The sequence below is a fragment of the Sorangium sp. So ce117 genome (assembly GCF_051524395.1).
GTDB lineage: Bacteria > Myxococcota_A > Polyangia > Polyangiales > Polyangiaceae > Sorangium > Sorangium cellulosum_B.
On sequence record NZ_CP150309.1, the window covers coordinates 11,415,803 to 11,439,737 of the forward strand.

Here is a 23,935-nt window from a genome sequence, read left to right on the forward strand (position 1 = left end):
CGACAAGAGGCGCCGCGCCCGCGTCGCGCCCGCCGTCGTTCAGACCTCCGCCAGCGCCGCCTCCCGCGTCTCTCGGACTTCCGCCAGCGCCGCATCCGGCGTCCCTCGGACTTCCGCCAGCGCCGCCCCCGCCGTCATTCGGGCCTCCACCCGCGTCGCACCCGCCGTCGTTCGGACCTCCGCCAGCGCCGCCTCCGCCGTCGTTCGGGCCTCCACCCGCGCCGCCTCCGCCCACGTTCGGCTCTCCATCCGCGTCGCACCCGCCGCCTTTTGCGCCCCCACGCCCGCAGCCGGCGCCAGCACCGCATCCGCCGTCTTTTCAACCTCCGCGCCCGCAACCTCCGCCTCCGCCCGCCGGGCCGACCCCCGCTGCACCGTCAGCTGGCGTGCTTGCCCACCCGCAGGTGTTGCCCCCACCGGTGTCGCCGCCATCTTTCGCGCCGCCGCAGCCGCCGATCAGCACGCCGCCACACCCGCAGGCTCTGCCTCCCCCGACGCCGCCGCCGCCCACGCTGGCCTCCGCGCTTCCGCCGCCCGGCGCGCTTCCGACGCCCGGCGCGCTTCCGCCGCCCGGCGCGCTTCCGACGCCCGGTGCGCTTCCGCCGCCGGCCGCACCTCCGGCACCAGCCACGCGTCCACCGGCACTCTCGACCACCGCCGCGCCGCCGCCGCCCCTCGCGCCGCCGCTGGCCTCGTCGATGCCGGTCGCACCGCCTGCTGCGCCTCCCGATGCGCCCCCGGGGGCCGCCGCGCCACCGCAATCACCTCCGGTGCCACCGCTCGCCGCGCCGCCGCCATCGCCTGCTGCGCCACCGCTGTCCGTCTCGGCGTCCGCCGCGCCATCGCCGGCGTCCGTCCCGCCGCCCGCGCAGCCCGCCGCGCCATCGTTGCCGGTATCCGCCGCACCGCTGACCGCAGCGGCCTCGCTCCAGACATCGGCGTCGCACCAGGCCCCGAGCCCTCCAGCCCCCGCCGAAGAGCACGCGCCGAGCGACGACATCGGCGAGATCGTCGTCGAGGCTGAGGCCCCCACGCCCACCCCGGCCCGCACAGGCACGGCCGCGCCCGCACAGGGAGCGATCAGCTCCAAACGAAGGCCGCGCGAGCCGATCCTCGATCCCTGGTCCGAGGACGCGGAGCCAGCCGCGCCGCCGCGGCCTCCCCAGGAGATCATCACGTCGAACGGCGACACGTACCTCGTGGCCCGCAGGCATCCCTCGACGCCACAGCCGGGCGACGAAGAGGAAGACGAGGTCATCACCTCGGCCGCGCCGCTCGATCTGACGCTCAAGCGGAAGCCGATCTCCGCGCGACCTCCCGCGCCCCCGACGCCTGCGGCAGCGCGCACCCGCCCGGCGACGCCCACCGGAAACGAACCCCCAGGACACCTCGGGGTCTCGGCCGACAACATCCCCGCGAAGGGCACCGCCAATTCCGCGAGCGACAGCGCAAAGATCGAGCCCCCTGCGAGCGCAGACGCGTCGCCCGCGGAGTCGACGATCGAGGGGACGGTCGTCATCGAGCTCTCTGACAGCGACCTCGAAGCGCCGATGTCGAGCCGGCTCGCCACCCCTCCGCCTTCGCCACAGGCAGCGGAGCAGGACGACGACCGGCAGACGAAGGCCACCCCGTCCCGCGGCGAGCCCGCGCCCCTCGGCGCCGAGGTCGAGGCGCCGCGCCCGCGCGCGCTCGATGAAGCCTCGGGCGAGCCCGCGCCGGAGCCCGTGGAAGAGCTGCTCGACGACGCGGACCTCGCGCTCGTCGAAGAGCCCCCGGCCCAGGCGGCCGCCGCCGCGCCGCGGCCTGCGTCCGCCGCCGACGCCCGCGCGCCGGCCTCGGTCGAGGCCCTCCCCGATCTCGCCGCGGCGCCGCGCGTGGATGCGCCCGCGGTCGAGGGGCGGCGGCCGGCCGCAGGCGAGAGCGCCGACCTCGCCGCGATGGCGCTCGACGCGCCGCCCAGCGCGCCGCCGGAGACGGAGGCGCTCGCGGCCCTCGACCTCGCACCGGAGATCGCGCCGGATCTTCCGCGGCCCGGCGCGGCCAGCGCCGCGCCAGCCGCCGACGCGGCGGCCCTCACCGGCCGCGATCTGGAGCAGATCGAGGCGTTCGCGGACCTGCCCGAGGAGATGCACGACGAGCTCGCGCTCGCAGCGCGCGTGGAAGACCTCTCGTCCGACGAGGAGCTCGCCGTCGACGGGGCCGCGCTGGTCCTGCGCGGGGACGCCGCCGTGTGCGCGAACATCGTCGATATCCCCGCCGAGCGCGCCGCGACGAGGACGCTCGTGCCGTCCCGAGGGACGCTCGAGGAAGGCATCCCCCTGCGCGTCGTCGCCGGCGCGGACGGCGCGCGGGTGGCGATCTGGGGCCAGGCGACCATCGATCACGCGCTCCGCAGCTGCCCCTGGGTGCTCGACGAGCTGCGCACCGTCGCAGACCGGATCCAGTCGCTCGCAGGCGCCACGATGGGGCCGCTGGGCGAGCTCGAAGATACGCTGCTGCGCCGCGTCCTCGGCCGGCTCCGGCTGCGCGGCCTGGCGCCCGGCGAGCATTTCATCCACGCAGGCAACCCCATCCCCGGGCTCGTGATCATCGGCGCCGGCGCGCTGGAGCTGGTCGCGGAGCGATCGCAGACGATCGCAGGCACCGCGAGGCCCGGCGAGCTCCTGTTCGCCTCGGAGCTGCTCGGAGGCCAGCCGGCGCCGTCGATCGCTCGCGCCGCCGGGGGTGGCGCGCTCGTGCTCCTCGCCGACCACCCCACGCTGCGCGAGCTGTTCGAGAGCACGCCCGAGCTGCTCTCCATCCTGGCGCAGTCGGTCTCGACGAACGCTCAGCGCGGCTGAGGCGGCGCGCGGGGCCAGAGCCGCGCGGGGCTCGGCTGGCTCCGCGCGTCAGCGAGCCCTGGCGGGATATGCCCGGCGCGCGGAGCTAGAGCTGGCCGCTCTTCGGCCGCAGCGGCCGCGCGGCCCCCTGCTCCAGCTCGGCGGGATCGACGGGCTCCGCTTCCTCGTTGACCTGCCAGACGAGCTCGCTGTTGCCCTGCGCCCCGGCGAAGCGGAGCCCGAACCACCTCGCGCTCGGCGAGATCGTCGGCTTCCCGTCCGCGGTCGCGCGCGGGAAGCGGATGCGGAACGCCTGGCGCCACACCGTGTTGTACGGGAAGTAGGTCCGCTCGAGCGCGTTCGGCTTGGCGATCGCGACGATCTCCTCGGGCGCCGTCTCGTTCCCTGTGTCGTCGATCAGCCGCACGATCCACGCGCTGTTCGGCGTCGAGAGGTCGTTGTACTTGCGCTCGCCCCCGAAGATCGCGACGAAGAACTGATGGCGCTGGCGCGTCTCCTCGAGCGTCTTCTCGAGCAGCTTCTGCCGCTGCTCGATCGTGAGCCGGTAGTCCTGCGCGTAGCGGACCACGTAGGCCCAGCGGAAGTCCCACGACTCGAAGGTCGCGGTGGCGGTGAGGAAGTTGTCGAGCTCGGAGAGCGCGAACAGGTGCTCCGTGCGCGTCCAGCTGCGCAGCACGTTCTCGTAGTCCGTCGCGACGTACTCGCGGGGCCCCTCGTTCAGGCTCACGAGCTGGGTCGAGCAGCCGGCCGGGCCGAGTAGCGCCGCGAGAACCAGACCGCGCCGGAGCCATCCTGCGTTGACCACGCGGCCAGGGTACCGAGCGCCCGCGCTGGATGCACGCACACTCGAAGCCGATCCCGCGCCTTCGGCGCGCCTTCAGCCAGGAGCGCGCCCGGCGAGCGCGCCCGCCGCGCTCACGGGGGCGCCCGTGGAGCGCCTGTCGGGAAGGTGAATCCGACGCTGAACCGCGCGGCATAATACGAGGCGACGTCGCCGCGCAGCGGGGTCGTGACCGGCAAGAGCACGCTCAGCGCCGGCTGCACGTTCGACAGGATGAAGCGGACGCTCGGCGAGACCGCGAACGTCGCGCGCCGGTCGTCCGGCAGGTCCTGGGTCAGCTGGTAGACCTCCCACAGCTCCAGACCCACCCCGACCGGCCTCGCGAGCCGGTAGCCGAAGTAGAACGCCGTGTGCGCCGTGATGTCGGTGCGGCGCTCCCCGGACCGCCGGCCGCGCACGACCAGCGACCAGTCGAGGCCCTGCCTGAGCTGGAAGATGAACGGCCCGGTGATGTGCCGCATGTCGAACCAGGGGCGGAACGTGAGCGTGAGCTCCCGGAAGCGCGTCTCGTCCCACGGCCGCACCACGCGCGCCGTCCGGAGCACCTCGGCCTGGTCGCGCGAGACGTCGCGCGGGACCGGGAGCACGACGCCGAAGCCTCCGCCGGAGGCGAGCCCGCGCACGCTCGACCAGACGCCGCGCCCGTACAGCTCGGGGCTCCCGAGCAGGATCGACCGCTCGACCCCCGGGACGCTCGCCGCGGCGCTGTCATGCACCGCGCCGACGAACCACTTGCGCGGGACGAGCGGCACCTCCATCTCGCCGTGCGAGTACCAGGCGAAGGCGAGCTTGCCGCCCGCCCGGCTCGCCGCGTCGGGCTCGATCACGGCCGCCGTGTACTCGAAGGTGAAGGTCGGATCGCGCAGCGTGAGCCCGGGGAGCGTCGGGGGCGCGGGGACGTCGAAGACGGCCTCGTCTTCCTCGTCGGACCACGCGCCCGGCGCCGCGGCCAGCGCGGACGCCGGCCGCGCGCACGGCCAGAGCAAGAGCAGCGGCAGGCAGCGCAGCAGGAGCCGCATCACCGCGCGGGCGAGGCGCCCGCCGGGCGCCGGAACCCGCGCGGGCGGCCTCGTCGCCACGCAGGGAGGGCTACTTCGACCCGAGGCCGAAGTCGTTCGCGGTGACGTAGAGCATCAGCCCGAGCAGCATGAACACGCCGACCAGGTGGATGTGCGCCTCGACGCGCGCGTTCGGCCGGCGCCGCGTGGCGGCCTCGTAAAACAGGAACATCAGGCGGCCGCCGTCCAGGGCGGGGAACGGGATCAGGTTGAACGCGCCGAGGTAGGCCGAGAGCACCCCGAGGAACTCGAGCCCGTGCGGCAAGCCGCGCTTGGCCGCCTGCGCGGTCTGCCCGATCATCGCCGCCGGGCCCCCGAGCTCGCCCTCGATCTTGCCCGTGAGGACCTGGCCGAGCCCGACGACCAGGTCCTGCACGACCTTCGGCGGCATCTTCAGCGCGAGCAGCGCGGCCTCACTCGCGGTCACCGGCACCCGCTGGACTGGCCCGACGGGGATCACGCCGATCTTGCCCGAGCCGCTCTCGTTCGCAGGCGTGACCTTGGCCGAGACGCGCTCGCCCGCGCGCTCCACCACGAGGTCGAGCGGACGGCCGGGGCTCTTGGAGATGATCTCCGCCATCTTCTCCCAGTCGTGGACCGGGGTCCCGTCGATCTCGACGATGCGATCGCCGTCCTTCAGGCTGGCCGCCGCCGGCATCCCGGCGACCACGCCGATGTCGGTCAGGCGGTGGGGCTTGCCGCCCACCATCAGGCTCGCGAAGAAGAGGACCGACGCGAACAGGTAATTGGCGAGCGGACCGGCGAAGATCGCGGCGATCCGGCCCATCAGGCTCGCGTTCGCGTAGCTGCCCTTGTCCTCGGGATCGACCTCCTCGAGGGGGTTCATCCCCGCGATCTGCACGTACGCCAGGAAGGGGATCATGGCGACCTGGAACACGGTGGGGCCGTGCTTCAACGGGTCGTGGCGAAAGAGCCGCACGCGGACCTTGTCCGCGGCGGTCGTGAACCAGTAGTACCCGTCCTTCGGGACAACCTTGAAGAAGGTGGGGCCGAAGCCGATCGAGAACTTCAAGACGCGCATGCCGTAAGCGCGCGCGGCGAAGAAGTGCCCTCCCTCGTGGACCACCATCAGCAGGGCGAGACCGAGGATGCCTACGAAATACCAGCCGACCATCTCCGGCTAGTCTAACCAGGGCGGGCCCTGTCCGCACGCGCCCGATGTCCGCGCCGTACGCTCGCGCCGGCGAGATGCCGCCCGCGGCGGAGTCCGTGCGCTCCCGCCGGCCCCGGATGCGCCAGGAGAGCGCGACCGCAGGGCGGCGCCCGGGGCGGCTCAGCCCGCCAGAGGGCCAGAGCCGGCGGGGAGCGGCTCAGCCGACGAAGAACGAGACGCCGACGCTGAAGAAGGGATACCCGATCCGCATCGTGAGCGACATGTTGTCGTTGAAGTGGTAGCGGCCGCCGACCATGGTGACGAAGTCGAGCCACACGTCGTTGTAGAACCCGTCGGTACGGACGACAGCGCCGAGATCGGCGAACGCGCTCCACTGATCGGTGAAGAAGAAGTTCCACTGCATGGTGACCGGACTCCAGATGGTGAAGTCGCGGCGGCAGTACCTGCAGTTGGTGAGATCCAACCCGAACGAGATGGCGACAGTGTTGTTGAGCTTCGGGATGAACGCCGGGTCGGCGAGCTCGATGCTCGCCCTGAAGCCGAGGCCGAACTCGGGGTCCCCGAAGCCGTTGTAGCGCCCGGGCCCGTACCGCCGCAGGCCGTAGTCGCGGTGCATGAAGACGAAGTCCCCGTGCGGCTCGAGCTCGGCGAAGTAGCGGGGGTGATCGTTCGGATTCTTGATGTTCGCCTGCGCTTCGGGCGCGAGCGTGAGGAGGGTGGCGCCGGCAAGAGCGACGCTCACGAGCGAGGGCAGCGCTTTCATGAGCTCTTCGTACCAAAGGAAGGGCAGCGACGGAAGCAAACGGGCACGTGTCGGCTGCATGACGGCCGCCGCTGGAAGGCGATGTCGCACCTCGCGCGGCGCGCGGCGCGCGGCGCGGGCCCTGGCTGAAGGGCGCGCTTTGGGGTAAGCCGGGGTAGCCAGAGCCGAGCGCCGCACGCGCGGCGCACCTCGGAGGGGCGGCCTTCCCCGGAGCGTCGAGATGAGAGGATCGACAAGCGTCATCCAGCTGGCCCGTGGCTGCGCGCGCATCGGCGGCGGGCTCGTCGCGGTCGCCGCGCTCGCGTGCAGCGGCACGATCCAGGTCGCGGGGCCGCCGCCCGAGGAAGCGGCGCCCTCGCCGGCGCAGGCGCAGAAACGGCCCCCGCCGGCGAAGGCCCCCGAGGCGCCGGCGCCGCAAGCGCCCGCGGCAGCCGAGCCTTTCGTGACCACGCGGGACTCCGACGAGTGGGTGCGCCAGACGCTGAAGCTGCAGGCGCGCTACGAGCGCGTCCTCGTCGTCGGCGCGCCGGCCCCCGCCACGATCCGCGTGGCCGCGCTCGATCTGAACGCGCGCGGCGCTGCGGCCGAGCCGCGGGAGCTCCCTGTCACACGCGCGTTCGCGACGCTCCAGGAGGCGGCGGACGCGGCGCGCGGCGGCGATCTCATCGCCGTGTTGCCCGGGACGTACGCGGGGTTCTCGGTTGGCGACAAGCCGAGCGCCGGCCAGGAGCGGTACATCCATTTCAAGGCGATGGGGAGCCCGGGCGAGGTCGTGATCAACCGGGCGTGCGCCGCTGACCCGAGCTGGATGATCTACCTGAAGACGGCGCACCACGTCGTGATCGATGGCTTCCGTCTCGCTGGCAGCAGCGCGCCTGGCAGGCAGAGCGCGGCTGAGCCGAGGGCGGGGATCATGGTCGACGGCGCCTTCGGCGAGACCAGCAGGCTCGCGCACCACATCGCCATCGTCGGCAACTTCGCTCATCACCATCGGACGTGGGGGGTTCACTCCACCGACAGCCACACGGTCCTCCTGCAGGACAACCTGTTCGCCTTCTCGGCGGGCGAGCACGGCGCCTACATATCCGACGGATCGGACAACTACGTGGTCCGTCGCAACGTGTTCTTCGGCAACAACGCGAGCGGGTTCCAGGCGAACCTCGATCCGGAGGCCTCGCTCGACGCGGTGCTGGAGCACCCGTCGTTCCGGGATCATCCACGGAGGGAGCCGACCCGCGCCTGGGCCGCGGAGCTGATGAAGCGCGCGACGGAGCGGTTCGGCGAGCACGGGTTTCCGGACGGCCGCGGCGTGAACTTCATCATCGAGCAGAACGTCATCAACGGCAACGGGCGCAGCGGCGGGGGGGCGATCAACCTCGCAGGGGTGTCTGACTCGGTCGTGCAGAACAACCTCATCTATGGCAACCTCGCCAGCGGGATCGCGCAGTGGGACAACGCGAACCCGTTCGACCGGGCCTATGTGGAGCCCGGCCCGCGCGCTCCGGAGCAGGTGACCGGGCCTGACGCGCTGCCGCTCTGGGGCTGCCGCAACAACCTGATCCGCAACAACACCGTGGTGCTGAGCGCGAGGGGCCGGCCCGCGCTCCAGTGCGGCAACGGGAGCTGGGGTTGCCGCCTGCGGAACAACATCCTCGTGAGCGACGCCTCGCCGTCGATCGAGGTGCTGAGCACGAGCATCTACCGGTTCGACGCCGGCCACAACGTGGTGACCCAGGTGAGCTACGGCGGCATGCCGGAGGGGCTGAAGCGCCTCGCGGCAGCGCTGCCGGAGACGCGGGCGATCACGGGCATCACGCGCGCGCGGTTCGCGACGGAGGTGGTGCGCGCGAGCGAGGAGCCGTGGGTGATCCTCGAGGGGGGCTGGTGGAAGCTCAACCCGAACCGGCCGGATTTCAGGCCGAAGCGGTCGTCGAAGATGCTGATCGGGCAGGGCGACGCGCGCGAGGTGCCCGCGCGGGATCTGCTCGGCGTGGAGCGCAGCGGCGCGGATCTCGGGGCCCTGTCGCCGGGGCCGGGCTGACGGGAGGCGGCGGAGGTGTCAGGCGCCGGGCGCGGCAGCCGGGGCGATGACGAGCTGGCGGGGCGCATCGGCGAGGCAGGGAAGGCAGGCGTCGGCGAGCGCCGCGAAGCCGCGGCTCTGCCAGGCGCAGGCGCCCGCGGGCACGACCACGACGGCTATGCCCGGGCGCGCTGAGATGCCAACGGACGCTGGAATGGTGGCGACGCCCCCGCGAGCGTGAGCGCTTGCGAGCGAAAAATGTTGCCGGGGGTGAGAAACAGGCGAACGATCCCGCCGCGTTGGGGCAATGACGTGGAGAATGGCCGCGGCGTGCCCAAGGAGAATAGCGATGCGCAGCAAGACTTCTTCTTTGGTTATCGTGTTCAGTATCGCGGCGTTCGCGGCGTGCTCCGGGGAAACGACGGAGAACCCCGGCGGGGGCGGCGGGAGCGGCGGGGGGACGACCAGCACTACGACGTCGAGCACCACGACGACGACCACTGACTCGGCCACGAGCTCGACCACCGCGTCGACGACGGCGGCATCGAGCGGTTCAGGCGGAGGGGCGGGACTGACCGAGTGCGAGGAGGCGTGCGCGAAGGTCGAGGAATGCAGCGATCTCAGCTGCGAATCCGTTTCCATCAACTGCTCTGAGCCGGGCTACGAGTGCGCTTCACAGTGCATCCTCGACACAGCGTGCGAAGACCTGAACGTCACGAACACCGACCTGCTGATCTGCCTCGGCAACTGCGACGCCGGCGCTGGGGGCGGAAACGCTGACGCTGCGGCGTGCCGGTCCTGCGCCATCGCGAACAGCTGTCTGACCCTCTGCGCACTCAGCGATACATGCCAGAGCTGGTTCGCCTGCGCTCAGGGGTGCTTCCAGGACGACGCGCAGCCCGCGTGCTTCGACGCATGCGACGCACAGTTCCCCGGCGCCGAGAGCCAGTTCACCGCGGTGTATACCTGCGCGTGCACGAGCTGCGAGGAGAGCTGCGGCGCGATCGCCGATCCGTGCAACTGAGCACCCCGCAGGGGGCGCGAGGGCGGCTCTGCGCACGAGAACGCCCTCATCGGCCTCCCCGATCGCAAGGAAGCTCGAAAAGCGGACGGCGATAGCCTCCAGTCAGCCCGCCTGCCGCGTGTGCACTCCCCGCGTGCCGAGCACGCAGCCCCGCGAATCCCCTCCGAACTCTCCTGCCACACAGCCATCCACGCTCGCGACGCCTTGCACTGCCTTGGAAATCGCGAGCCAAGTGCTCGAATTTTCATAGGTGGTGGTGCGCCGCAGGCGCATCGCATCTACTGCGGGAAGTCGGACAATGGCGGGAACCGCCATGACGCTCAGGGCGCCAAGGAATAAGGGGAACAGGAGAATATCGGAACGACACTTCCTCTTCTCCCCTTGGCGACATGGGCGGTTTTTCTGCCGATCCAGGGCAACGTCCTGCAGCAGTGCTACCAGCTCGCGTTACAAACTGCCCGAGACACGCCCAATCCCGAGCTCCCCGATGCTCGTGTGACACCGGGGACACCTACCTTGTTCGTGCATCCCTGCCAGGACTCTGGGAGCTCGTTGGATTCACACTCTGGATAGTCTCCACCAACCTAACTCGCTGTGCGGACCTGCGACCGCCGATCACACGAACAGCGCTTTCACGGAACAAGCTTCGCAAGAAATGCGTCCATTCCTCCGTTCGTCGTCAGAGTGCCGGTACCAAGCTCGATCGTTCCTGAGAACGACCCTACGAGCATCGGCTCCCCTAAAGAAGTAAGAGCCATACCGGCCAATCGGATATCAGAGAACCCATCGATCTTCCTGGACCAGGACAGCTGACCAACCCTCGAAATCTTGGCAAAAAACACGGAGCGGGACTCGCTCTCGGAAGAAAGCTCGGCGCCTCCGAAGCGAACTACCGTTTCAAAACCACCTTGTACGTATATATCGCCATCACGATCGATTGCCACATGGCTCCCCAGCTGCTCCCCCTCGCCGCTCAGCCACAGGCTCCACTGATACCGGTTACCTGAGTCCAGCTTGAGCAAAAATCCATCTCGGCCGACGGCCTCAAAGTCGCCGTCACCCATATCATTAAGAACCCCGTCGAAGCTGCCGGACAACAAGACACCCCCCACGTCATCCAAGGCCATGCCGTTCACATAATCATTACCGGTTCCGCCGACACGTCGCTGCGAGGAGACCGCTCCGTCAGGCTCAAATCGAACGACAAATATATCTTGCCCATCAGCCGCGCGCAACGCACCTAAACCAAAATCCACACTACCATAGTACTCACCGACAAACACAACAGATCCATCATCCTCCACAGCGAGACGACGACCATACTGAGGCTCGGAATCGCCAAACACTTTTACCCAGGCACCGTCCGCGACCGCACCCGATCCATCCGAAGCACGAATCCTCGCAAGAAACACGTCAGTACTCGCTCCATCCGCAAACAGAATAGAGTCTCCAAAACTAACGTACTGACAAAATTCCCCCGCAACGATCAAACCATCGGACCCCACAGCAACGATCGAATGCACAGCCGGGAAGGGCAGAGAACACAAGCCAGAAATATGCTTTGACCAAACAGGCTCACCCAACGGATCAACCTTGGCAAGGAACACGCCACGATCAATCGACACTCCATTCAGCTCAAATGGACCCCAAGTGATACCCGAGAAGAAGACATTCTCTTCCGCATCAACACTGATCGCAGTTGGCCACTGCATATCAGAATTCCCAAATGCTTTAACCCAAACAACAGATCCATCCGCAGCAAACTTAATCAAGAATATATCATCTGCCCCCGACGAAGAAGCCATGACTGTCCCCCCGAGAACAATGTCTCCTTCAAAAGTTCCGATGACGTAGCTGTTGCCGGAGGAATCAACCGCCACCGCAGTCGCGCTCTGCGGCGCCTCGTTCCCGAAGCTCGTCGCCCACTGGGCGCAATCCTTCCCGTCGCAGTCCTCGTCGTCCGTGCTCGCGCACGTCTCTGCCGCCGGCGTCACCTCGCCCTCGCACGCCTCGTACCCGGAGCCGTCCTGCTTGCACGCCTGCGTCCCGGCCTCGCAGATCCCGACGCCCTTCGTCCCGGGGGGGCCGGAGTAGCACTCGATCGCGTGCTCGGGCTCGCACGTGGCGCCTCCGCCTGTACCCGTCGCCGTCGCCGTCGCCGTCGTGCCGTCGGCAGGCGCGATGTCCTCGAAGTCGTCTAGGCCGAGCAGCAGCCCGCAGCCGGATGCCGCCATGATGCCGACACCAGCGAGGCATCGGAGCGATGTGCGCATTCTCATGCGCGCCATCGTAGAGCGAGAAGGGCGGGGCGTCAGCCTGAGCGCTTCGCTCGAACCGTTGCGTCGAGGCGAGACCACCGCTCCGCCGATCGCGTGCGACAGGCTCCTTGACTTCGAGGCTTCGCCTCTACCCTCAGCGTGTCCTCACTTACCACGACGTGAGCCACGGGAGCGGCGCTGGCGCGCGTGGCGGAAGAGCGTGCCGCAATCCCGCGCAGCCGGGCGCGGGGCGCGTGTACACTCCGCCTCGTGCCGTCTGCGCCGTCCCGCGATCGCCTCCAGGCTCGCTTGTCGAAGAGATCCTCGCTGCCCCGACGCCGCCCGTCACGCCCCGCAGGTTCAGCCTTGCTCGCCGCGCTGGGATGGCTCACGGCGTGCTCCGTTCCGAACGACGGCGGCGCCAGCCCGGGGAAGAAAGCGGGCGCTCCCGGAGAACCCCACATGACGCCCGCCGCCGAGAGGATGGCTCCCGCCGCGGCGTCCGCGCTCACGGCGCCAGCGTCTGCCGGCAGCGGGCACGCCGGCGCCGCCATCTCGGGCGCCTCAGCCGCCGATCCCACGCCGATCACCGTCAGCCCGAGCGCCCTCCCCACAGAGGCGCGCTCGCTCGGCTCGACCGGCGCCCCGCCGCTCGCCCCTCCCGCCCCGCCACCCGGCCCCTGCCCCGCCGACATGGCCCTCGTCAGCGGCTTCTGCATCGATCGCTACGAGGCGCACCTGGTCGTCGACGCTGGCGGTGAGCTCGCCGTTTACCCGCACTTCAAGCGCCCCGAGCCGGGCGTCCGCTACCTCGCCCGCAGCGCGGCCGGCGTCTTTCCGCAGGCGTACATCAGCCGCGTCGAGGCCAAGGCCGCCTGCGTCGCCGCCGGCAAGCGCCTCTGCACGCGGCGGGAATGGCAGCGCGCCTGTCGCGGCAACGGCGCCCACCGCTACCCCTACGGCCCGCGCGGCGAGCGCGGGCGGTGCAATACCGGCAAACCCCACCTCCTGCGGGAGGTCTTCGGCGAGCACCCGCCGGGCGGGTGGAGCTACGAGCGACACTTCAACAGCCCCGACCTCGACCAGAAACCAGGCTTCCTCGCGAGGAGCGGCGAACACGCCGGCTGCGCCAGCGAGCTCGGCGTCCATGACATGGTCGGGAACCTGCACGAGTGGGTCGGCGACATGGTCGATGGCGAGCTCGTCATACGGATGAGCACCGAAGGCGTCGAGCGCCGCGATCAGCCGTGGCACGAGGGAAACGGCGTGTTCATGGGCGGCTTCTTCAGCACGACAAGCGAGCTCGGCCCCGGCTGCTACTTCACCACCATCGCCCACGAGCCGACCTATCACGACTACTCCACGGGATTCCGCTGCTGCGACAGCGTCGAGCCGCCCGCCGCTCCGGGGGCGATCAACGTGAGCCAGCGAGACGGCGGCGGCTGACAGCGCGGCCAGCCGCGACGCGCGGCTCGGCGCCGAGATCCCCGGCGCCCACAGGCCCCGGCGAGCTCGCCCGCGGCGGCGCCCCCAGCGACGCTGCGCCCAGGGACGGCTGCGGCGTGCTAATCGCGGACAGCCCTCTCGGAGGATCGCCCGTCGATTCCTGCCCGCGCCAGGAACAGAGCACCTCCGCCAGATGTCCTGCCCTCTCGATGACCACGAGCGCAGCGACGCCCCTGGAAGACGCTCGTGCGATCACAAGGCTTCGCCCCCGCTACGGCCGGTGGGCCGCGGCAGCCGCGGCGCTGCTCCTCTCCGGCCTCGCGGCCATCGGAGCCTGCGTCAGCCAGCCCCTCGTGGCGGCGCTCCCGCCGCCAGCTCCGGCGCTCGTCGCGGACCCCGGTCGCGTGGAGCGCGACGTTCGGATGCTCGTGGAGGAGTTCCGCCCGCGGGGCTACCGGCAGATCGCTCAGCTGGACCGCGCGGCGGCGTACCTCCGCGACGAGCTCAGGGCCGCTGGAGGACGCGTGACCGAGCAGCTGTACGATGTCGAGGGGCGGACGTACCGCAACGTGCTCGCCCGGTTCGGCCCGGACTCGTCGACGCGCGTCGTGGTCGGCGCCCACTACGACGCGGCGGACGACTTGCCCGGCGCCGACGACAACGCGAGCGGCGTGGCAGGGCTGCTCGAGCTGGGGCGGATGCTCGGCCGGACGCCCCTCCGCGGCGACGTCGAGCTCGTGGCGTTCACGCTGGAGGAGCCGCCCTATTTCCGGTCTGCGCACATGGGCAGCGCCCATCACGCAAATGCGATGCAAGCAGCAGGCGTGAAGGTCCGGGCGATGATCAGCCTGGAGATGATCGGATATTTCTCCGACGAAGAGGACAGTCAGGCGTTCCCGCTGGCGCCGCTATCCATGCTCTATCCCACGAAGGGGAACTTCGTGGCCGTGGTCGGTAACCTGGAGGGGCTCTCGCTCGTTCGCACCGTCAAGGGGGCGATGCGCGGCGCGACCGATCTGCCCGCCTATTCCCTGAGCGCTCCGGCGCTCGTTCAGGGCGTGGACTGGTCCGACCACCGGAGCTACTGGGAAGCGGGTTATCCAGCGGTCATGATCACGGACACGGCGTTCCTGCGCAACCGGCGTTACCACACCGACAAGGACACGCCGGATACGCTCGACTACGGACGCGCGGCAAAGGTCGTCACCGGCGTGGCCCAGGCCGTCCTCGCGCTCGCGAACGAGTGAGCGCGCCGCCGTCGCCGTGCCTCACGCCGCGAACATCCGATCGAGCACCGCCCTCGGCGCGCCGCCCTTCAGGGTCGCCTCGAGCGCCTCGAACACCCCCGCATCCACCTTCCGCGACTTCGCGAACGCCACGACGCGTGGGATCAGCGGGATCGCCTCCACCCGCAGCCTGGCCTCCGCGACCGCCTCGTCGAGCGTCCGCCCGCGCGCGAGCGCCTTGCCGAGCACCACCTCGGGGCGGCCCTCGAGCCGGATCGAGGCGAGCAGGTCGCCGTAGCCGCCGAGCCCCAGCATCGTCCGCTCCTCCGCGCCCGCCGCGGCCGCGACGCGGGCCGCGCTGTCGACCGCCCTCGAGATGAGCGCGGCGAGCAACCCCGGCCCGGCGCCCGCCTGCTCGGCGAAGCCGACGCCGACGGCGAGGCAGCCGACCAGCGCCGACGCCCACTCCAGGCCCTGGAGATCGGGCGTCGTGTAGACGTGGAGCGCGTCCGACTGGAACGCCGCGGTCACCGCGGCGTGGACCTCCGGGAAGCGCGAGCCGCACACCATCGCCGAGGGGCGGCCCTCCCGGAGCTCGTCCTCCTGCACCGGGCCGCCCAGCGCGCCCACCCGGCGCGCCGGGGTCTCCTCGCGCACCAGGTCCGAGACGGTCTTCAGCGCCTCACCCTCGAGGCCGCGCACGCCGTGGATCACGAGGTGCGAGCCGTCCATGTGATCGCCGAGCGAGCGCAGCGCCGTCCGGGCCGCGTTCGACGGCACCGCGATCACGAGCAGCCGCGCCCGGGCGACCTCCGCGTGGTCCCGCACGATCCGCGGGCCGCCTTTGATCTGCGGCTGCTCGCGGCGGGAGTACAGGAGGACCTCCGCGCCGGTGCGGCTGGCCGCGAGCGCCAGCGCCACGCCCCAGAAACCGCCGCCGATGACCCCCACCGAAGGCGCCGGAAGCGCGCTCCCCGGGGCGCTCACTGGCCACCCCCGGCGCCGTTCATCGAGCCCACGTGCGCGTCCGCCTCGCCCGCGCGGGACGACGACGACGAAGCGGACGAGGCCGAGCCCCGCGGCTCCTCCAAGGGCGGCGGCGACGAGACGGGATCGAGCGGCGGGAGCGGCGGCTGGACCTGCAGGCCGGAAGGGACGCCGGGCGGGGCGATGACGTCCCACGCCACCCCGTGGGCGGCGAGGCGGTTCTGGTAGTAAAAGAGCAGGTTGGTGTCACATATCGCGATGCCGTCGGGCCGCGAGTCGAGCACCGGCGACGAGTGGTAGCCCGCGAAGGAGCGCAGCGCGCGCTCGACGATGTCCCCGCCCGAGCCGAGCCGGACGTCCTCCCCCAGCACGATGCACCCCCGCTGCTCGAGCGCGCGCAGCCGATCGCAGAGGGCCACCACGTCGGCCGCGAGGTCGTCGCGCGGCACCGTGAGCACGTCGCGCTGCCGGAGCACCGTGAAGAGATCCGCGGCGGGCGCCTGGCTGCGGAGCCGGGCGAAGCTCGCCGCCGCGACGACGTGCGTCGCCATCACGACCGTGTCGCGCGCGTACGCCCGGCAGATCTCTTCGCCGAGCTCGCGGGCATACTGGGCGTCGCGCGCGGCGTCGATGACCGCCCTGCCGCCCTGATCCTTCACGTAGCTCGCCGGATCGACCTCGCGACCGCGGGCGTCGAACGAGCGGCCCAGCTCGTCGACCCGGTTGCCGAATGGATCGAGCGGCTCGGAGAAGCGGATGACCACCGCGGCGTTCATCGCGAGGAGCTTGCGCAGGAACGAGGCGATCCGGCCGATGCGGCTCGACTCGTCGTCCTCGATGATGAAGCGACCCTTGCCGGCCTCGGAGAGGAAATCGGCGATCAGCGTCTCGGCCTCGAGCGTGATGAGGTAGTTGATCGTGGCCGGGACGAAGAAGACGCGGCGCTCGCGGCCGCTCTGCAGCGTCCGCGTGTAGGCCTCGAACGCGCTGCCGACCAGGCCCAGCTTGAGCTTCCGCTCCACGCCGCCCGAGCGGGACCGCGTGCCTCCCGGGAAGAACAGCGAGTGGTAGCCGCGCTCCAGGAGCACGCCCGAGTACGTCTTCAGCACGTCCTTGTAGAGGTTGTGCCGGATGCGCCGGTCGACGCGGTAGGCGCCGAGGTTGTGCATGAAGAACGAGAGGACCGGGTTCGTGAACAGGTTCTTGCCGGCGCCGTACGTGGCGGGCGGCAGGCCGGCGCGCTCGAGGGCATAGCCGAACACGATCGAGTCCATGTTCGACATGTGGGTCGGGACGTAGACGGCCGTGCCGCGCTGCACGAGCGAGCGGAGCTTCGCGAGCGGGCCCTCCACGAGCACCCGGTCGGCCAGGAGCTCGAGGCTGACGAGCTTGAGCGGGTCGCGGACCACGGTCATGAGCTTCCGCGGCGCGAGCAGCGCGCTCACGACCGGCGGCAGGAGCCGCGACGACAGCTGGTAGACGCGCCGGTCGAAGTTCCCCGCGATGTCCCACGCGTATTCCTCCGACAGCTCCCGCAGGCGGCGGCGGCGCTCGGCGTCGTGCATGCGGCCAAGCGAGCGGGCGAGCCGCTGCCACTCGGCGAGCTCGCGGATGTCCTGCGGCTTCCGGGACCCCTCGAGCCGCTTCGACTCCTGATACGCCGCCTCGTTCATGGCGAGCAGCGGATCCCTCGTGGAGCCGACGACCCGGTCGACCACGGTGCGCACGATCTCGTCGCGCGCGTCGTTGAACCCGAAGATGGGAGCGCGGGAGTCCATGGGCCTAGTCGTATAGAAATCGGACCGCGGGCGCGAGCGGAATACGGCCGCGCGCGACGCCGAAAGTCAGCGGTAATCGTCCTTCGCGCGACGCACGGCGGCGAACACGTCGGACGGCGCAGCCCCCGGGAAGCGCGCCCTCAAACTCGGCTCGCCACAGCGCAGGAACGGGTTCGTCGCGAGCTCGTCGGCCATCGTGCTCCCGACCGTGGGCTCGCCGCGCTCCCGGGCCGCGCGGGCGGCCGCGAGCTTCTTGCGGACAGCCTCGTTCTCGGGCTCGACCGCCTCGGCGAAACGGAGGTTGTTCACGGTGTACTCGTGACCGCAGAAGACGCGCGTATGCGCCGGGAACGCGGCGAGCTTGGAGAGCGAGGCGTGCATCACCTCCGGCGTCCCCTCGAACATGCGGCCACATCCGGCGATGAAGAGCGTGTCTCCGGTGAACACAACGTCCTCGACACAATACGAGACGGCGCCGAGCGTGTGGCCGGGGACGTGCAACGGCTGGAGCGTGAGGCCGGCGACCTGGACCGGCGTGCCCTCCTCGACCCGCTCCGTCTGCGCGGGAACGCGCCCGACGTCGCTCGAGTGCGCATAGACCGGGAGGTCGCCGTAACGCTCGCGGAGCGCCTCGTTGCCACCGACGTGATCGTGGTGGTGGTGCGTGTTGACGATGGCGACCAGACTGAGCTTCTCGCGCTCGAGCGCCGCGATGATCGGCTGGGCCTCCGAGGGGTCGATGACGATCGCCTCGCGCCGCCCGTCCGCGGCCACGAGGTACGCGTAGTTGTCGCTGAGGCAGGGCACGGGGAGGATGCGCATGAGGCGTCGACTATAGCGGCGCCCCCGGCCAGAGCCGGGGAAAAGGTGCGTGCGGCGCGCGTGGATCGCGCATGAGCTCGCGAAAGTTTGAGAATTTTGCGACCGAACCGGCAAGTGATCCCGAGCGGGACGGCGGGCGGCCTGGCGGAGATCCTCGCGGTGACGCGGGCGCCATGGTGTGGCAGAGGGGCCGGCATGACGTCCGCCGAGCCCTCCGTCCGCTACCGCATCGGCGTCGATGAGAACGGGCTGGGCCCGCGGCTCGGTCCGATGGTGGTGACGGCGGTCCTCGCGCGCGTCACGGAGGCGGGCTGGCAGGTCGCCGGCCGCGCCCCTCGCGGCGCCCTCGCCCAGCGGCTCGGCGACTCGAAGCAGCTCGTGGCGCACGGGGATGTCTCGCTCGGCGAGGCCTGGGCTCGCGCGCTGGTCGCGCGCGGCTGCGGCAGCGGCCGCGACGGGACGGCCAGCGGCGCGTCGTCGGTGGACGAGCTGCTCCACGCCGTCGCGCTCGAGGATCGCCCCGCGCTCCGCGCGCTCTGCCCGGGCCACGTCGAGGAGCAGTGCTGGTCGGCGGAGGGCGAGGCGTTCACCGCGTCCGACGAGCTGCTCGGCGCGATCGGCAAGGACCTCGACAAGCTCTCGGAGAAGGGGGTCGAGGTCGTCGCCGTGCGCTCGGTGGTGCTCTGCGCGAAGCGGATGAACGACGGGGCGCGCGCCGGGAAGAACAGGTTCGTGCTCGATCTCCACGCGATGGAGCGCCTCGTCCTGGAGCTCCGCGGCCTCGCCGGCGCGGAGGTCTTCGCGGTGTGCGGAAAGGTCGGCGGCTTCGGCAAGTACGGCTCCGTGTTCGGCCCGCTCGCGGGGAGGATGCACGCCGTGATCGAGGAGGGCCGCGCCCGCAGCGCCTACCGCTTCCCCGGCCTCGGCGAGATCGCGTTCGTCCGCGATAGCGACGCCTCGGATCTGTGCGTCGCGATGGCGTCGATGGTGGGCAAGTACGTCCGCGAGGCGCTCATGGAGCGGGTCGCGCGCCATTACCAGCGCGCGGTCCCGGGCCTGCACGGGGCGAGCGGCTACTACGATCCGGTCACGTCGGCGTTCATCGGGGCGACCCGCCTCGTCCGCCGCGCGCGCGAGATCCCCGCCGAATGCTTCGAGCGGGGCGCCGGTGAGAGCGCCGGCGAGAGCGACGCCTCGCTCGAGAGCGGCGGCCCGTAGCGCCGGGGCCGGCGCTGCGCGGGCCGCGCTCGCCGGGCGAAACCAGCGGCGCCGCGGGGCGTAGGAGGGTTAGGTGCGCTACCCTCGACAGGCCAGGTGGATGATGAAACGGCTCCGCGCTGCTGGTCTTCTCTTCGCGCTCGTCCTCATTGCGTGCGCCGCCGTGTTCGCGTGCTTTCGCGCTGGCGATGCAGGGAGGGCGAGCAAGGTGATTCCGGGGTCCAAGGAGGCTGTGACGATGTCGGACAGAAGCTATCGCAAACCGTCGGATGAGGAGCTGCGCAAGCAGCTCACGCCGCTCGCATACGAGGTCACCCAGCGCGACGCGACCGAGCCCCCGTTCCGCAACGCCTTCTGGGACAACCACGAGGCGGGCCTCTACGTGGATGTCGCGAGCGGCGAGCCGCTCTTCACGTCGCTCGACAAGTTCGACTCGGGCACCGGCTGGCCGAGCTTCACGCGCCCCGTCGAGCCGGAGCGGGTCGTGGAGCGCTCGGACAGGGGCCACGGGATGGTCCGAACGGAGGTGCGCTCCAAGGCCGGCAACTCGCACCTCGGGCACGTCTTCGAGGACGGGCCCGGGCCCGACGGGCTGCGCTATTGCATCAACTCGGCGTCCCTCCGGTTCATCCCGCTGGCTCGCCTCGAGGCGGAGGGTTACGGCGCCTATCGGGCGCTGTTCGAGGGCCGCGGCGGCGCGCCTCGGGAGCAAGCGAGCGCGAACGCCTGCGCCGTGCCGGCGCCGGGGGAGGCGCCTGGGTGCCAGACGACGCTGGAGACGGCCGTCCTGGCGGGCGGCTGCTTCTGGGGGATGGAAGAGCTCCTCCGGCAGATCCCCGGTGTCCTCGAGACGGAGGTCGGTTATGCCGGCGGCCGGACGAAGGCGCCGACCTATCAGGACGTGAAGACCGGATCGACGGGCCACGCCGAGTCCGTGCGCATCGTCTTCGATCCCGCGAAGCTGTCCTATGCCGAGCTGCTCGAGAAGTGGTTCTTCCGCATGCACGATCCCACGACGCGGAACCGCCAGGGCAACGACGTCGGGACGCAGTACCGCTCAGCGATCTTCGTCACGACGCCCGAGCAGCGCCGCATCGCCGAGGAGGTGAAGGCGCGCGTCGACAAGAGCGGCAAGTGGCGCGCCCCGCTCGTCACCGAGATCGTGGAGGCCGGGCCGTTCACGCGCGCGGAGGAGTACCACCAGAAGTACCTGGAGAAGTACCCCGCCGGGTACACGTGCCATTTCATGCGCGATTGATGAGGGCGGTGGCCCGCGCCGTCGACTCGATGGTTTCGTCGACGGCGCAGGCTGGTGATGATCGAGAGCGGGCGGGTCAGCGATTGGCGATGTGGATCGCGGCGCCCATGGCGTGGGCGGCGGCTTCCATCAGCGACTCGCCGAGGGTCGGGTGGGGGTGGATCGTGAGCGAGATATCCTCGAGGAAGGCCGCCATCTCGAGCGAGAGGGACGCCTCGCTGATCATGGTGCTGGCCTCCGGCCCGACGATGTGGACGCCGAGCACCTGCTTCGTCTTCTTGTCGGCGACGATCTTCACGAAGCCCTCGGTCTCGTTCATGGCCATGGCCTTGCCGAGCACCGAGAACGGGAACTTGCCGATGCTAACCTCGAGGCCCTTCGCCTTCGCCTCCGCCTCGGTGAGCCCCACCGTGGCGATCTCCGGATCGGTGAAGATCGCGCCCGGGATCGCGACCCAGTCCTTCTCGGCCTTGTGCCCCGCGATGACCTCGGCGGCGATCTCGCCCTCCTTCGTCGCCTTGTGCGCGAGCAGGGGCGGCCCGCTGACGTCGCCGATGGCGTAGATCGACGGCACGTTGGTGCGGCAGAACTTGTCCGTGGGGACGAACCCGCGCTGATCGACCGTCACGCCGACCTTCTCGAGGCCGAGCCCCTTGCTGCTGGGCCGCATGCCGACGGCGACGAGCACGGTGTCGACGACGATCGTCTGCTCCTTGCCGTCGGACTGGATCTTCACCCCGACCGAGCCGTCCTTCTGCTTCTCGTACCCGAGCGCCTTGGCGTTCTTGTGGATCGTGCCGCCGCGCTTCAGGATCTTGCGCTCGACGATCTTGGTGCAGTCGGGGTCGACGCCCGTGAGCAGCTCCGGCAGCGCCTCGACGACGATGAGCTCGGCGCCGAACGCCTGGTAGACCATGCCGAGCTCGAGGCCGATGACGCCGCCGCCGATCACCATCAGCCGCTTCGGGACGCGGCGCAGGCTGACCGCCTCCTTCGCGCCGATGATCGTGTCGCCGTCGAACTTGAACGTCGGGATCTCGATGGTCGTCGAGCCGGTCGCGATCACGATCGCCTTGGTCGCCTCGAACTGCTCCACCGAGCCGTCCGCCCGCGTCACGTCCACGCGCTTCGGCCCCACGACCGTGGCGGTGCCGTTCACCACGTCGGCGCCGTTGCCCTTGAGCAGCGATCCGACGCCGCCGGTGAGCTTCTTGACGATGCCTTCCTTCCAGTCCTGCATCTTGTTGGCGTCGAGCTCGACGCCGCTGACCTTGATGCCCATCGCGGCGCCGGCCTGCGACTTCTCGTAGAGGTGGGCGGCGGAGATCAGCGCCTTGGAGGGGATACACCCCCAGTTGAGGCAGACGCCGCCGACGGTCTCCTTCTCGATGCAGAGCACCTTCAGCTTGAGCTGAGCGAGCCGGATGGCGCAGGGGTAACCGCCGGGGCCGGCTCCGATCACGATTGCGTCGTAGGTCTTCATCCTTGTCCTTTTGTGCGCTTCGAAGACTGGAACTAGGGGCGCCGGGGTTCGTCAGGCAAGCCCCTCGCCGACAGCCCTGAGGCCGCGCCCGCAAACGCGAGCCGTCCCTGGGTGCCCGGGGCTTACACGACCTCGCAGCGAGGGGAAATCCCTCCCCGAGGTCAGCGCCCGCCGCCGTGCGGCGGCGCTTTCGGGGAGCGCAGGAGCTCTACGCGCTGGTCGCGCAGGTGCCAGGGCAGCTCCGCGTAGACGTCGTCGAACAGCGTCTCTCGGGCAGGCGGGCCCATCGCCTCGACCTCGGCGACGGCGGCGGCGATCTCGGCGTTGAGCTCCGCCTCGAGGGAGGACTCCGCCGCGTCGTCGAGGAGCCCGCGGCCGGCGAGGTGGCGCGCGAGGCGCAGCAGCGGGTCGCGCTGCGTCCAGCGATCGACCTCCTCCTGCGACCGGTAGCGGCTCGGGTCGTCGCTCGAGGAGTGCGCGCCGACGCGGTAGGTGAGCGCCTCGATGAAGCTGGGGCCGCCGCCGCCACGAGCCCGCGCGACCGCCTCCGAGACGGCGCGGTAGACGGCGATGACGTCGTTGCCGTCGACCCGCACCGACGGCACGCCGTAGGCGCGCCCCTTGACGGCGATCGTCCTCGAGGCCGTCTGCCGGTCCGTCGGCACGCTGATGGCCCAGTGGTTGTTCTGGCAGATCATGACGCACGGCGCCTTGAAGACCGCCGCGAAGTTCATCGCGCTGTGGAAATCGGGCTCGCTCGTCGCGCCGTCGCCCATGAACCCCACCACGACGGTGCTGTCGCGCCGCAGCTTGGCGGCCCACGCGGCGCCGACCGCCTGCGGGAGCTGCGGGCCGATGCAGCTCGACCAGGACACCTGGTTCACCTGCCGCCCGCTCATGTGCGACGGCATCTGGCGCCCCTGGAGGAGGTCGCCGGAGTTGCCGAACACTTGGGCCACATAGGTGCGGAGCGGGAAGCCGCGCACCAGCATCATCACGCTCTCGCGCAGCGCGGGGAAGATCCAGTCCGTGGGCTCGACCGCGAGCGCCGTGGCGATGGGCGTCGCCTCCTGGCCGGTGCACGCGCCGTAGAAGCCGACCCGCCCCTGCCGCTGGAGCAGGAGCATGCGCGCGTCGAGCAGCCTGAGGCGCTTGATCTCGCGGTACGCGCGCAGCAGCAGCGCGTCGCTGAGGCAGGGGTCGGTCGCGGGATCCAGGGATCCATCGTCCCGGAGGACGCTGAGCAAGCCCTCATCGGCCCCCTCCCCTGGTCGGGACGTGGGCGCGTGAGGTGGAGGGGCGTCGGCGGCGGACCTCGCGGAGGCGCCGGGCGGCGTGGCTTCCAGCTCGCTCATGACCGGACCATACCGCGAAATGACAGCGCTCGCGGCCCCTTCGGCCCGCGGAGACGCCCCTCCCGCCCCCGCGGCGCGCCGGAGCGAAGCGGCTCACATGGCTCGCGCACGAGCTCAGCCGAGCAGGACGCGGAACATCCGCTTGCTGTCCGAGAGGTAGTAGTAAGCGGCGCGGTCCGCGTCGCCCATCAGATCGAGGATGGCGCGCTCCATCTGATCGGGGCTCAGCGTGTTGGACACTTCCCACGTGTCGGGCGTGACCTCGTCGCCCTGCCACGGTCCGGCGCAGAGCGCGACGAGGCGCGACCGGTTCGCCTCGTCGGCGATCGAGAAGGTGAGGATGTAATCGTGGTTGACGAAGCCGCTATAGAGCTTGTTGTCACGCGGCATCGGATCCCTCCGTGTCGTGGGCGCGATGCGCGG

At 70.7% G+C, this 23,935-nt stretch carries 20 protein-coding genes; 8 read left to right on the forward strand and 12 right to left on the reverse strand.

Annotated elements, in window-relative coordinates; genetic code table 11:
* Positions 1-887: 887 nt before the first annotated feature.
* The gene (locus WMF46_RS42885) at positions 888-2,840 is read left to right on the forward strand and encodes a hypothetical protein (RefSeq protein ID WP_437982501.1); all 1,953 of its coding nucleotides are present in this window, start codon (positions 888-890) and stop codon (positions 2,838-2,840) included.
* A gap of 85 nt (positions 2,841-2,925) precedes the next feature.
* On the opposite strand, the gene WMF46_RS42890 is transcribed toward WMF46_RS42885, so the two are convergent.
* The 4 genes from WMF46_RS42890 to WMF46_RS42905 all read right to left on the reverse strand — a co-directional run bounded on the left by WMF46_RS42890 (position 2,926) and on the right by WMF46_RS42905 (position 6,637).
* Positions 2,926-3,645, reverse strand: coding sequence for a hypothetical protein (locus tag WMF46_RS42890; RefSeq protein WP_437546588.1), 720 nt, complete (start codon positions 3,643-3,645; stop codon positions 2,926-2,928).
* A 110-nt stretch (positions 3,646-3,755) separates the two neighbouring features.
* The gene (locus tag WMF46_RS42895) at positions 3,756-4,760 is read right to left on the reverse strand and encodes a hypothetical protein (protein ID WP_437982502.1); all 1,005 of its coding nucleotides are present in this window, start codon (positions 4,758-4,760) and stop codon (positions 3,756-3,758) included.
* A 10-nt stretch (positions 4,761-4,770) separates the two neighbouring features.
* A complete protein-coding gene (locus tag WMF46_RS42900; RefSeq protein WP_437982503.1) occupies positions 4,771-5,874 on the reverse strand; it encodes a M50 family metallopeptidase in 1,104 nt (367 codons plus the stop codon).
* Positions 5,875-6,070: 196 nt separating this feature from the next.
* Positions 6,071-6,637 carry a hypothetical protein gene (locus WMF46_RS42905; RefSeq protein WP_437742297.1) on the reverse strand — a complete coding sequence of 189 codons (567 nt, stop codon included), beginning with the start codon at positions 6,635-6,637 and terminating at the stop codon, positions 6,071-6,073.
* Positions 6,638-6,857: 220 nt separating this feature from the next.
* On the opposite strand from WMF46_RS42905, the gene WMF46_RS42910 reads away from it, so the two are divergent.
* Positions 6,858-8,678, forward strand: a complete 1,821-nt coding sequence (locus WMF46_RS42910) for a right-handed parallel beta-helix repeat-containing protein (protein WP_437982504.1) — start codon at positions 6,858-6,860, stop codon at positions 8,676-8,678.
* Positions 8,679-8,696: 18 nt separating this feature from the next.
* Here the strand turns inward: WMF46_RS42910 and WMF46_RS42915 are convergent, their stop codons facing one another.
* Complete coding sequence (locus tag WMF46_RS42915; RefSeq protein ID WP_437982505.1) at positions 8,697-8,828, reverse strand: hypothetical protein; 132 nt, start codon at positions 8,826-8,828, stop codon at positions 8,697-8,699.
* A gap of 178 nt (positions 8,829-9,006) precedes the next feature.
* On the opposite strand from WMF46_RS42915, the gene WMF46_RS42920 reads away from it, so the two are divergent.
* Positions 9,007-9,681, forward strand: a complete 675-nt coding sequence (locus WMF46_RS42920) for a hypothetical protein (RefSeq protein WP_437982506.1) — start codon at positions 9,007-9,009, stop codon at positions 9,679-9,681.
* Between the two features lie 632 nt (positions 9,682-10,313).
* Here the strand turns inward: WMF46_RS42920 and WMF46_RS42925 are convergent.
* Complete coding sequence (locus WMF46_RS42925; RefSeq protein ID WP_437982507.1) at positions 10,314-11,453, reverse strand: hypothetical protein; 1,140 nt, start codon at positions 11,451-11,453, stop codon at positions 10,314-10,316.
* A gap of 85 nt (positions 11,454-11,538) precedes the next feature.
* Between WMF46_RS42925 and WMF46_RS42930 the strand changes: the two genes are divergently transcribed.
* The 3 genes from WMF46_RS42930 (at position 11,539) to WMF46_RS42940 (ending at position 14,632) form a co-directional block, all read left to right on the forward strand.
* Positions 11,539-11,775 (forward strand): hypothetical protein, encoded by a 237-nt coding sequence (locus tag WMF46_RS42930; RefSeq protein WP_437982508.1) that lies wholly within the window; start codon positions 11,539-11,541, stop codon positions 11,773-11,775.
* A gap of 626 nt (positions 11,776-12,401) precedes the next feature.
* Positions 12,402-13,385: a formylglycine-generating enzyme family protein gene (locus tag WMF46_RS42935; protein WP_437982509.1), complete on the forward strand. Its 984-nt coding sequence runs from the start codon at positions 12,402-12,404 to the stop codon at positions 13,383-13,385.
* Positions 13,386-13,594: 209 nt separating this feature from the next.
* Positions 13,595-14,632: a M28 family peptidase gene (locus WMF46_RS42940; protein WP_437982510.1), complete on the forward strand. Its 1,038-nt coding sequence runs from the start codon at positions 13,595-13,597 to the stop codon at positions 14,630-14,632.
* Positions 14,633-14,653: 21 nt separating this feature from the next.
* Here the strand turns inward: WMF46_RS42940 and WMF46_RS42945 are convergent, their stop codons facing one another.
* The 3 genes from WMF46_RS42945 to gloB form a co-directional block, all read right to left on the reverse strand.
* Positions 14,654-15,598: an NAD(P)-binding domain-containing protein gene (locus WMF46_RS42945; protein WP_437982511.1), complete on the reverse strand. Its 945-nt coding sequence runs from the start codon at positions 15,596-15,598 to the stop codon at positions 14,654-14,656.
* On the reverse strand, positions 15,595-17,376 hold the full coding sequence (locus WMF46_RS42950; RefSeq protein WP_437982512.1) for a 1-acyl-sn-glycerol-3-phosphate acyltransferase: 1,782 nt from the start codon (positions 17,374-17,376) through the stop codon (positions 15,595-15,597). Before WMF46_RS42950 ends, WMF46_RS42945 begins: the two co-directional genes overlap by 4 nt.
* A gap of 66 nt (positions 17,377-17,442) precedes the next feature.
* The gene (gene gloB, locus WMF46_RS42955) at positions 17,443-18,198 is read right to left on the reverse strand and encodes a hydroxyacylglutathione hydrolase (protein WP_437982513.1); all 756 of its coding nucleotides are present in this window, start codon (positions 18,196-18,198) and stop codon (positions 17,443-17,445) included.
* A 195-nt stretch (positions 18,199-18,393) separates the two neighbouring features.
* Between gloB and WMF46_RS42960 the strand changes: the two genes are divergently transcribed.
* Positions 18,394-19,416, forward strand: a complete 1,023-nt coding sequence (locus tag WMF46_RS42960; protein WP_437982514.1) for a hypothetical protein — start codon at positions 18,394-18,396, stop codon at positions 19,414-19,416.
* Between the two features lie 103 nt (positions 19,417-19,519).
* The gene (locus tag WMF46_RS42965) at positions 19,520-20,674 is read left to right on the forward strand and encodes a bifunctional methionine sulfoxide reductase B/A protein (protein ID WP_437988002.1); all 1,155 of its coding nucleotides are present in this window, start codon (positions 19,520-19,522) and stop codon (positions 20,672-20,674) included.
* A gap of 76 nt (positions 20,675-20,750) precedes the next feature.
* Here the strand turns inward: WMF46_RS42965 and lpdA are convergent, their stop codons facing one another.
* The 3 genes from lpdA to WMF46_RS42980 form a co-directional block, all read right to left on the reverse strand.
* Complete coding sequence (gene lpdA, locus WMF46_RS42970; protein ID WP_437982515.1) at positions 20,751-22,157, reverse strand: dihydrolipoyl dehydrogenase; 1,407 nt, start codon at positions 22,155-22,157, stop codon at positions 20,751-20,753.
* Between the two features lie 161 nt (positions 22,158-22,318).
* Positions 22,319-23,512 (reverse strand): thiamine pyrophosphate-dependent dehydrogenase E1 component subunit alpha, encoded by a 1,194-nt coding sequence (locus tag WMF46_RS42975; protein WP_437982516.1) that lies wholly within the window; start codon positions 23,510-23,512, stop codon positions 22,319-22,321.
* Between the two features lie 114 nt (positions 23,513-23,626).
* Positions 23,627-23,902, reverse strand: a complete 276-nt coding sequence (locus WMF46_RS42980; protein WP_012240611.1) for a hypothetical protein — start codon at positions 23,900-23,902, stop codon at positions 23,627-23,629.
* Between the last annotated feature and the right edge of the window lie 33 nt (positions 23,903-23,935).

Bases quoted from the DNA above. Each gene is read 5' to 3' on its own strand.
- WMF46_RS42900 (WP_437982503.1), bottom strand. From the start codon at position 5,874: ATGGTCGGCTGGTATTTCGTAGGCATCCTCGGTCTCGCCCTGCTGATG.
- WMF46_RS42905 (WP_437742297.1), bottom strand. From the start codon at position 6,637: ATGAAAGCGCTGCCCTCGCTCGTGAGCGTCGCTCTTGCCGGCGCCACC.
- WMF46_RS42910 (WP_437982504.1), top strand. From the start codon at position 6,858: ATGAGAGGATCGACAAGCGTCATCCAGCTGGCCCGTGGCTGCGCGCGC.
- WMF46_RS42920 (WP_437982506.1), top strand. From the start codon at position 9,007: ATGCGCAGCAAGACTTCTTCTTTGGTTATCGTGTTCAGTATCGCGGCG.
- WMF46_RS42935 (WP_437982509.1), top strand. From the start codon at position 12,402: ATGACGCCCGCCGCCGAGAGGATGGCTCCCGCCGCGGCGTCCGCGCTC.
- WMF46_RS42940 (WP_437982510.1), top strand. From the start codon at position 13,595: ATGACCACGAGCGCAGCGACGCCCCTGGAAGACGCTCGTGCGATCACA.
- WMF46_RS42950 (WP_437982512.1), bottom strand. From the start codon at position 17,376: ATGGACTCCCGCGCTCCCATCTTCGGGTTCAACGACGCGCGCGACGAG.
- gloB (WP_437982513.1), bottom strand. From the start codon at position 18,198: ATGCGCATCCTCCCCGTGCCCTGCCTCAGCGACAACTACGCGTACCTC.
- WMF46_RS42960 (WP_437982514.1), top strand. From the start codon at position 18,394: ATGACGTCCGCCGAGCCCTCCGTCCGCTACCGCATCGGCGTCGATGAG.
- WMF46_RS42965 (WP_437988002.1), top strand. From the start codon at position 19,520: ATGAAACGGCTCCGCGCTGCTGGTCTTCTCTTCGCGCTCGTCCTCATT.
- lpdA (WP_437982515.1), bottom strand. From the start codon at position 22,157: ATGAAGACCTACGACGCAATCGTGATCGGAGCCGGCCCCGGCGGTTAC.
- WMF46_RS42975 (WP_437982516.1), bottom strand. From the start codon at position 23,512: ATGAGCGAGCTGGAAGCCACGCCGCCCGGCGCCTCCGCGAGGTCCGCC.
- WMF46_RS42980 (WP_012240611.1), bottom strand. From the start codon at position 23,902: ATGCCGCGTGACAACAAGCTCTATAGCGGCTTCGTCAACCACGATTAC.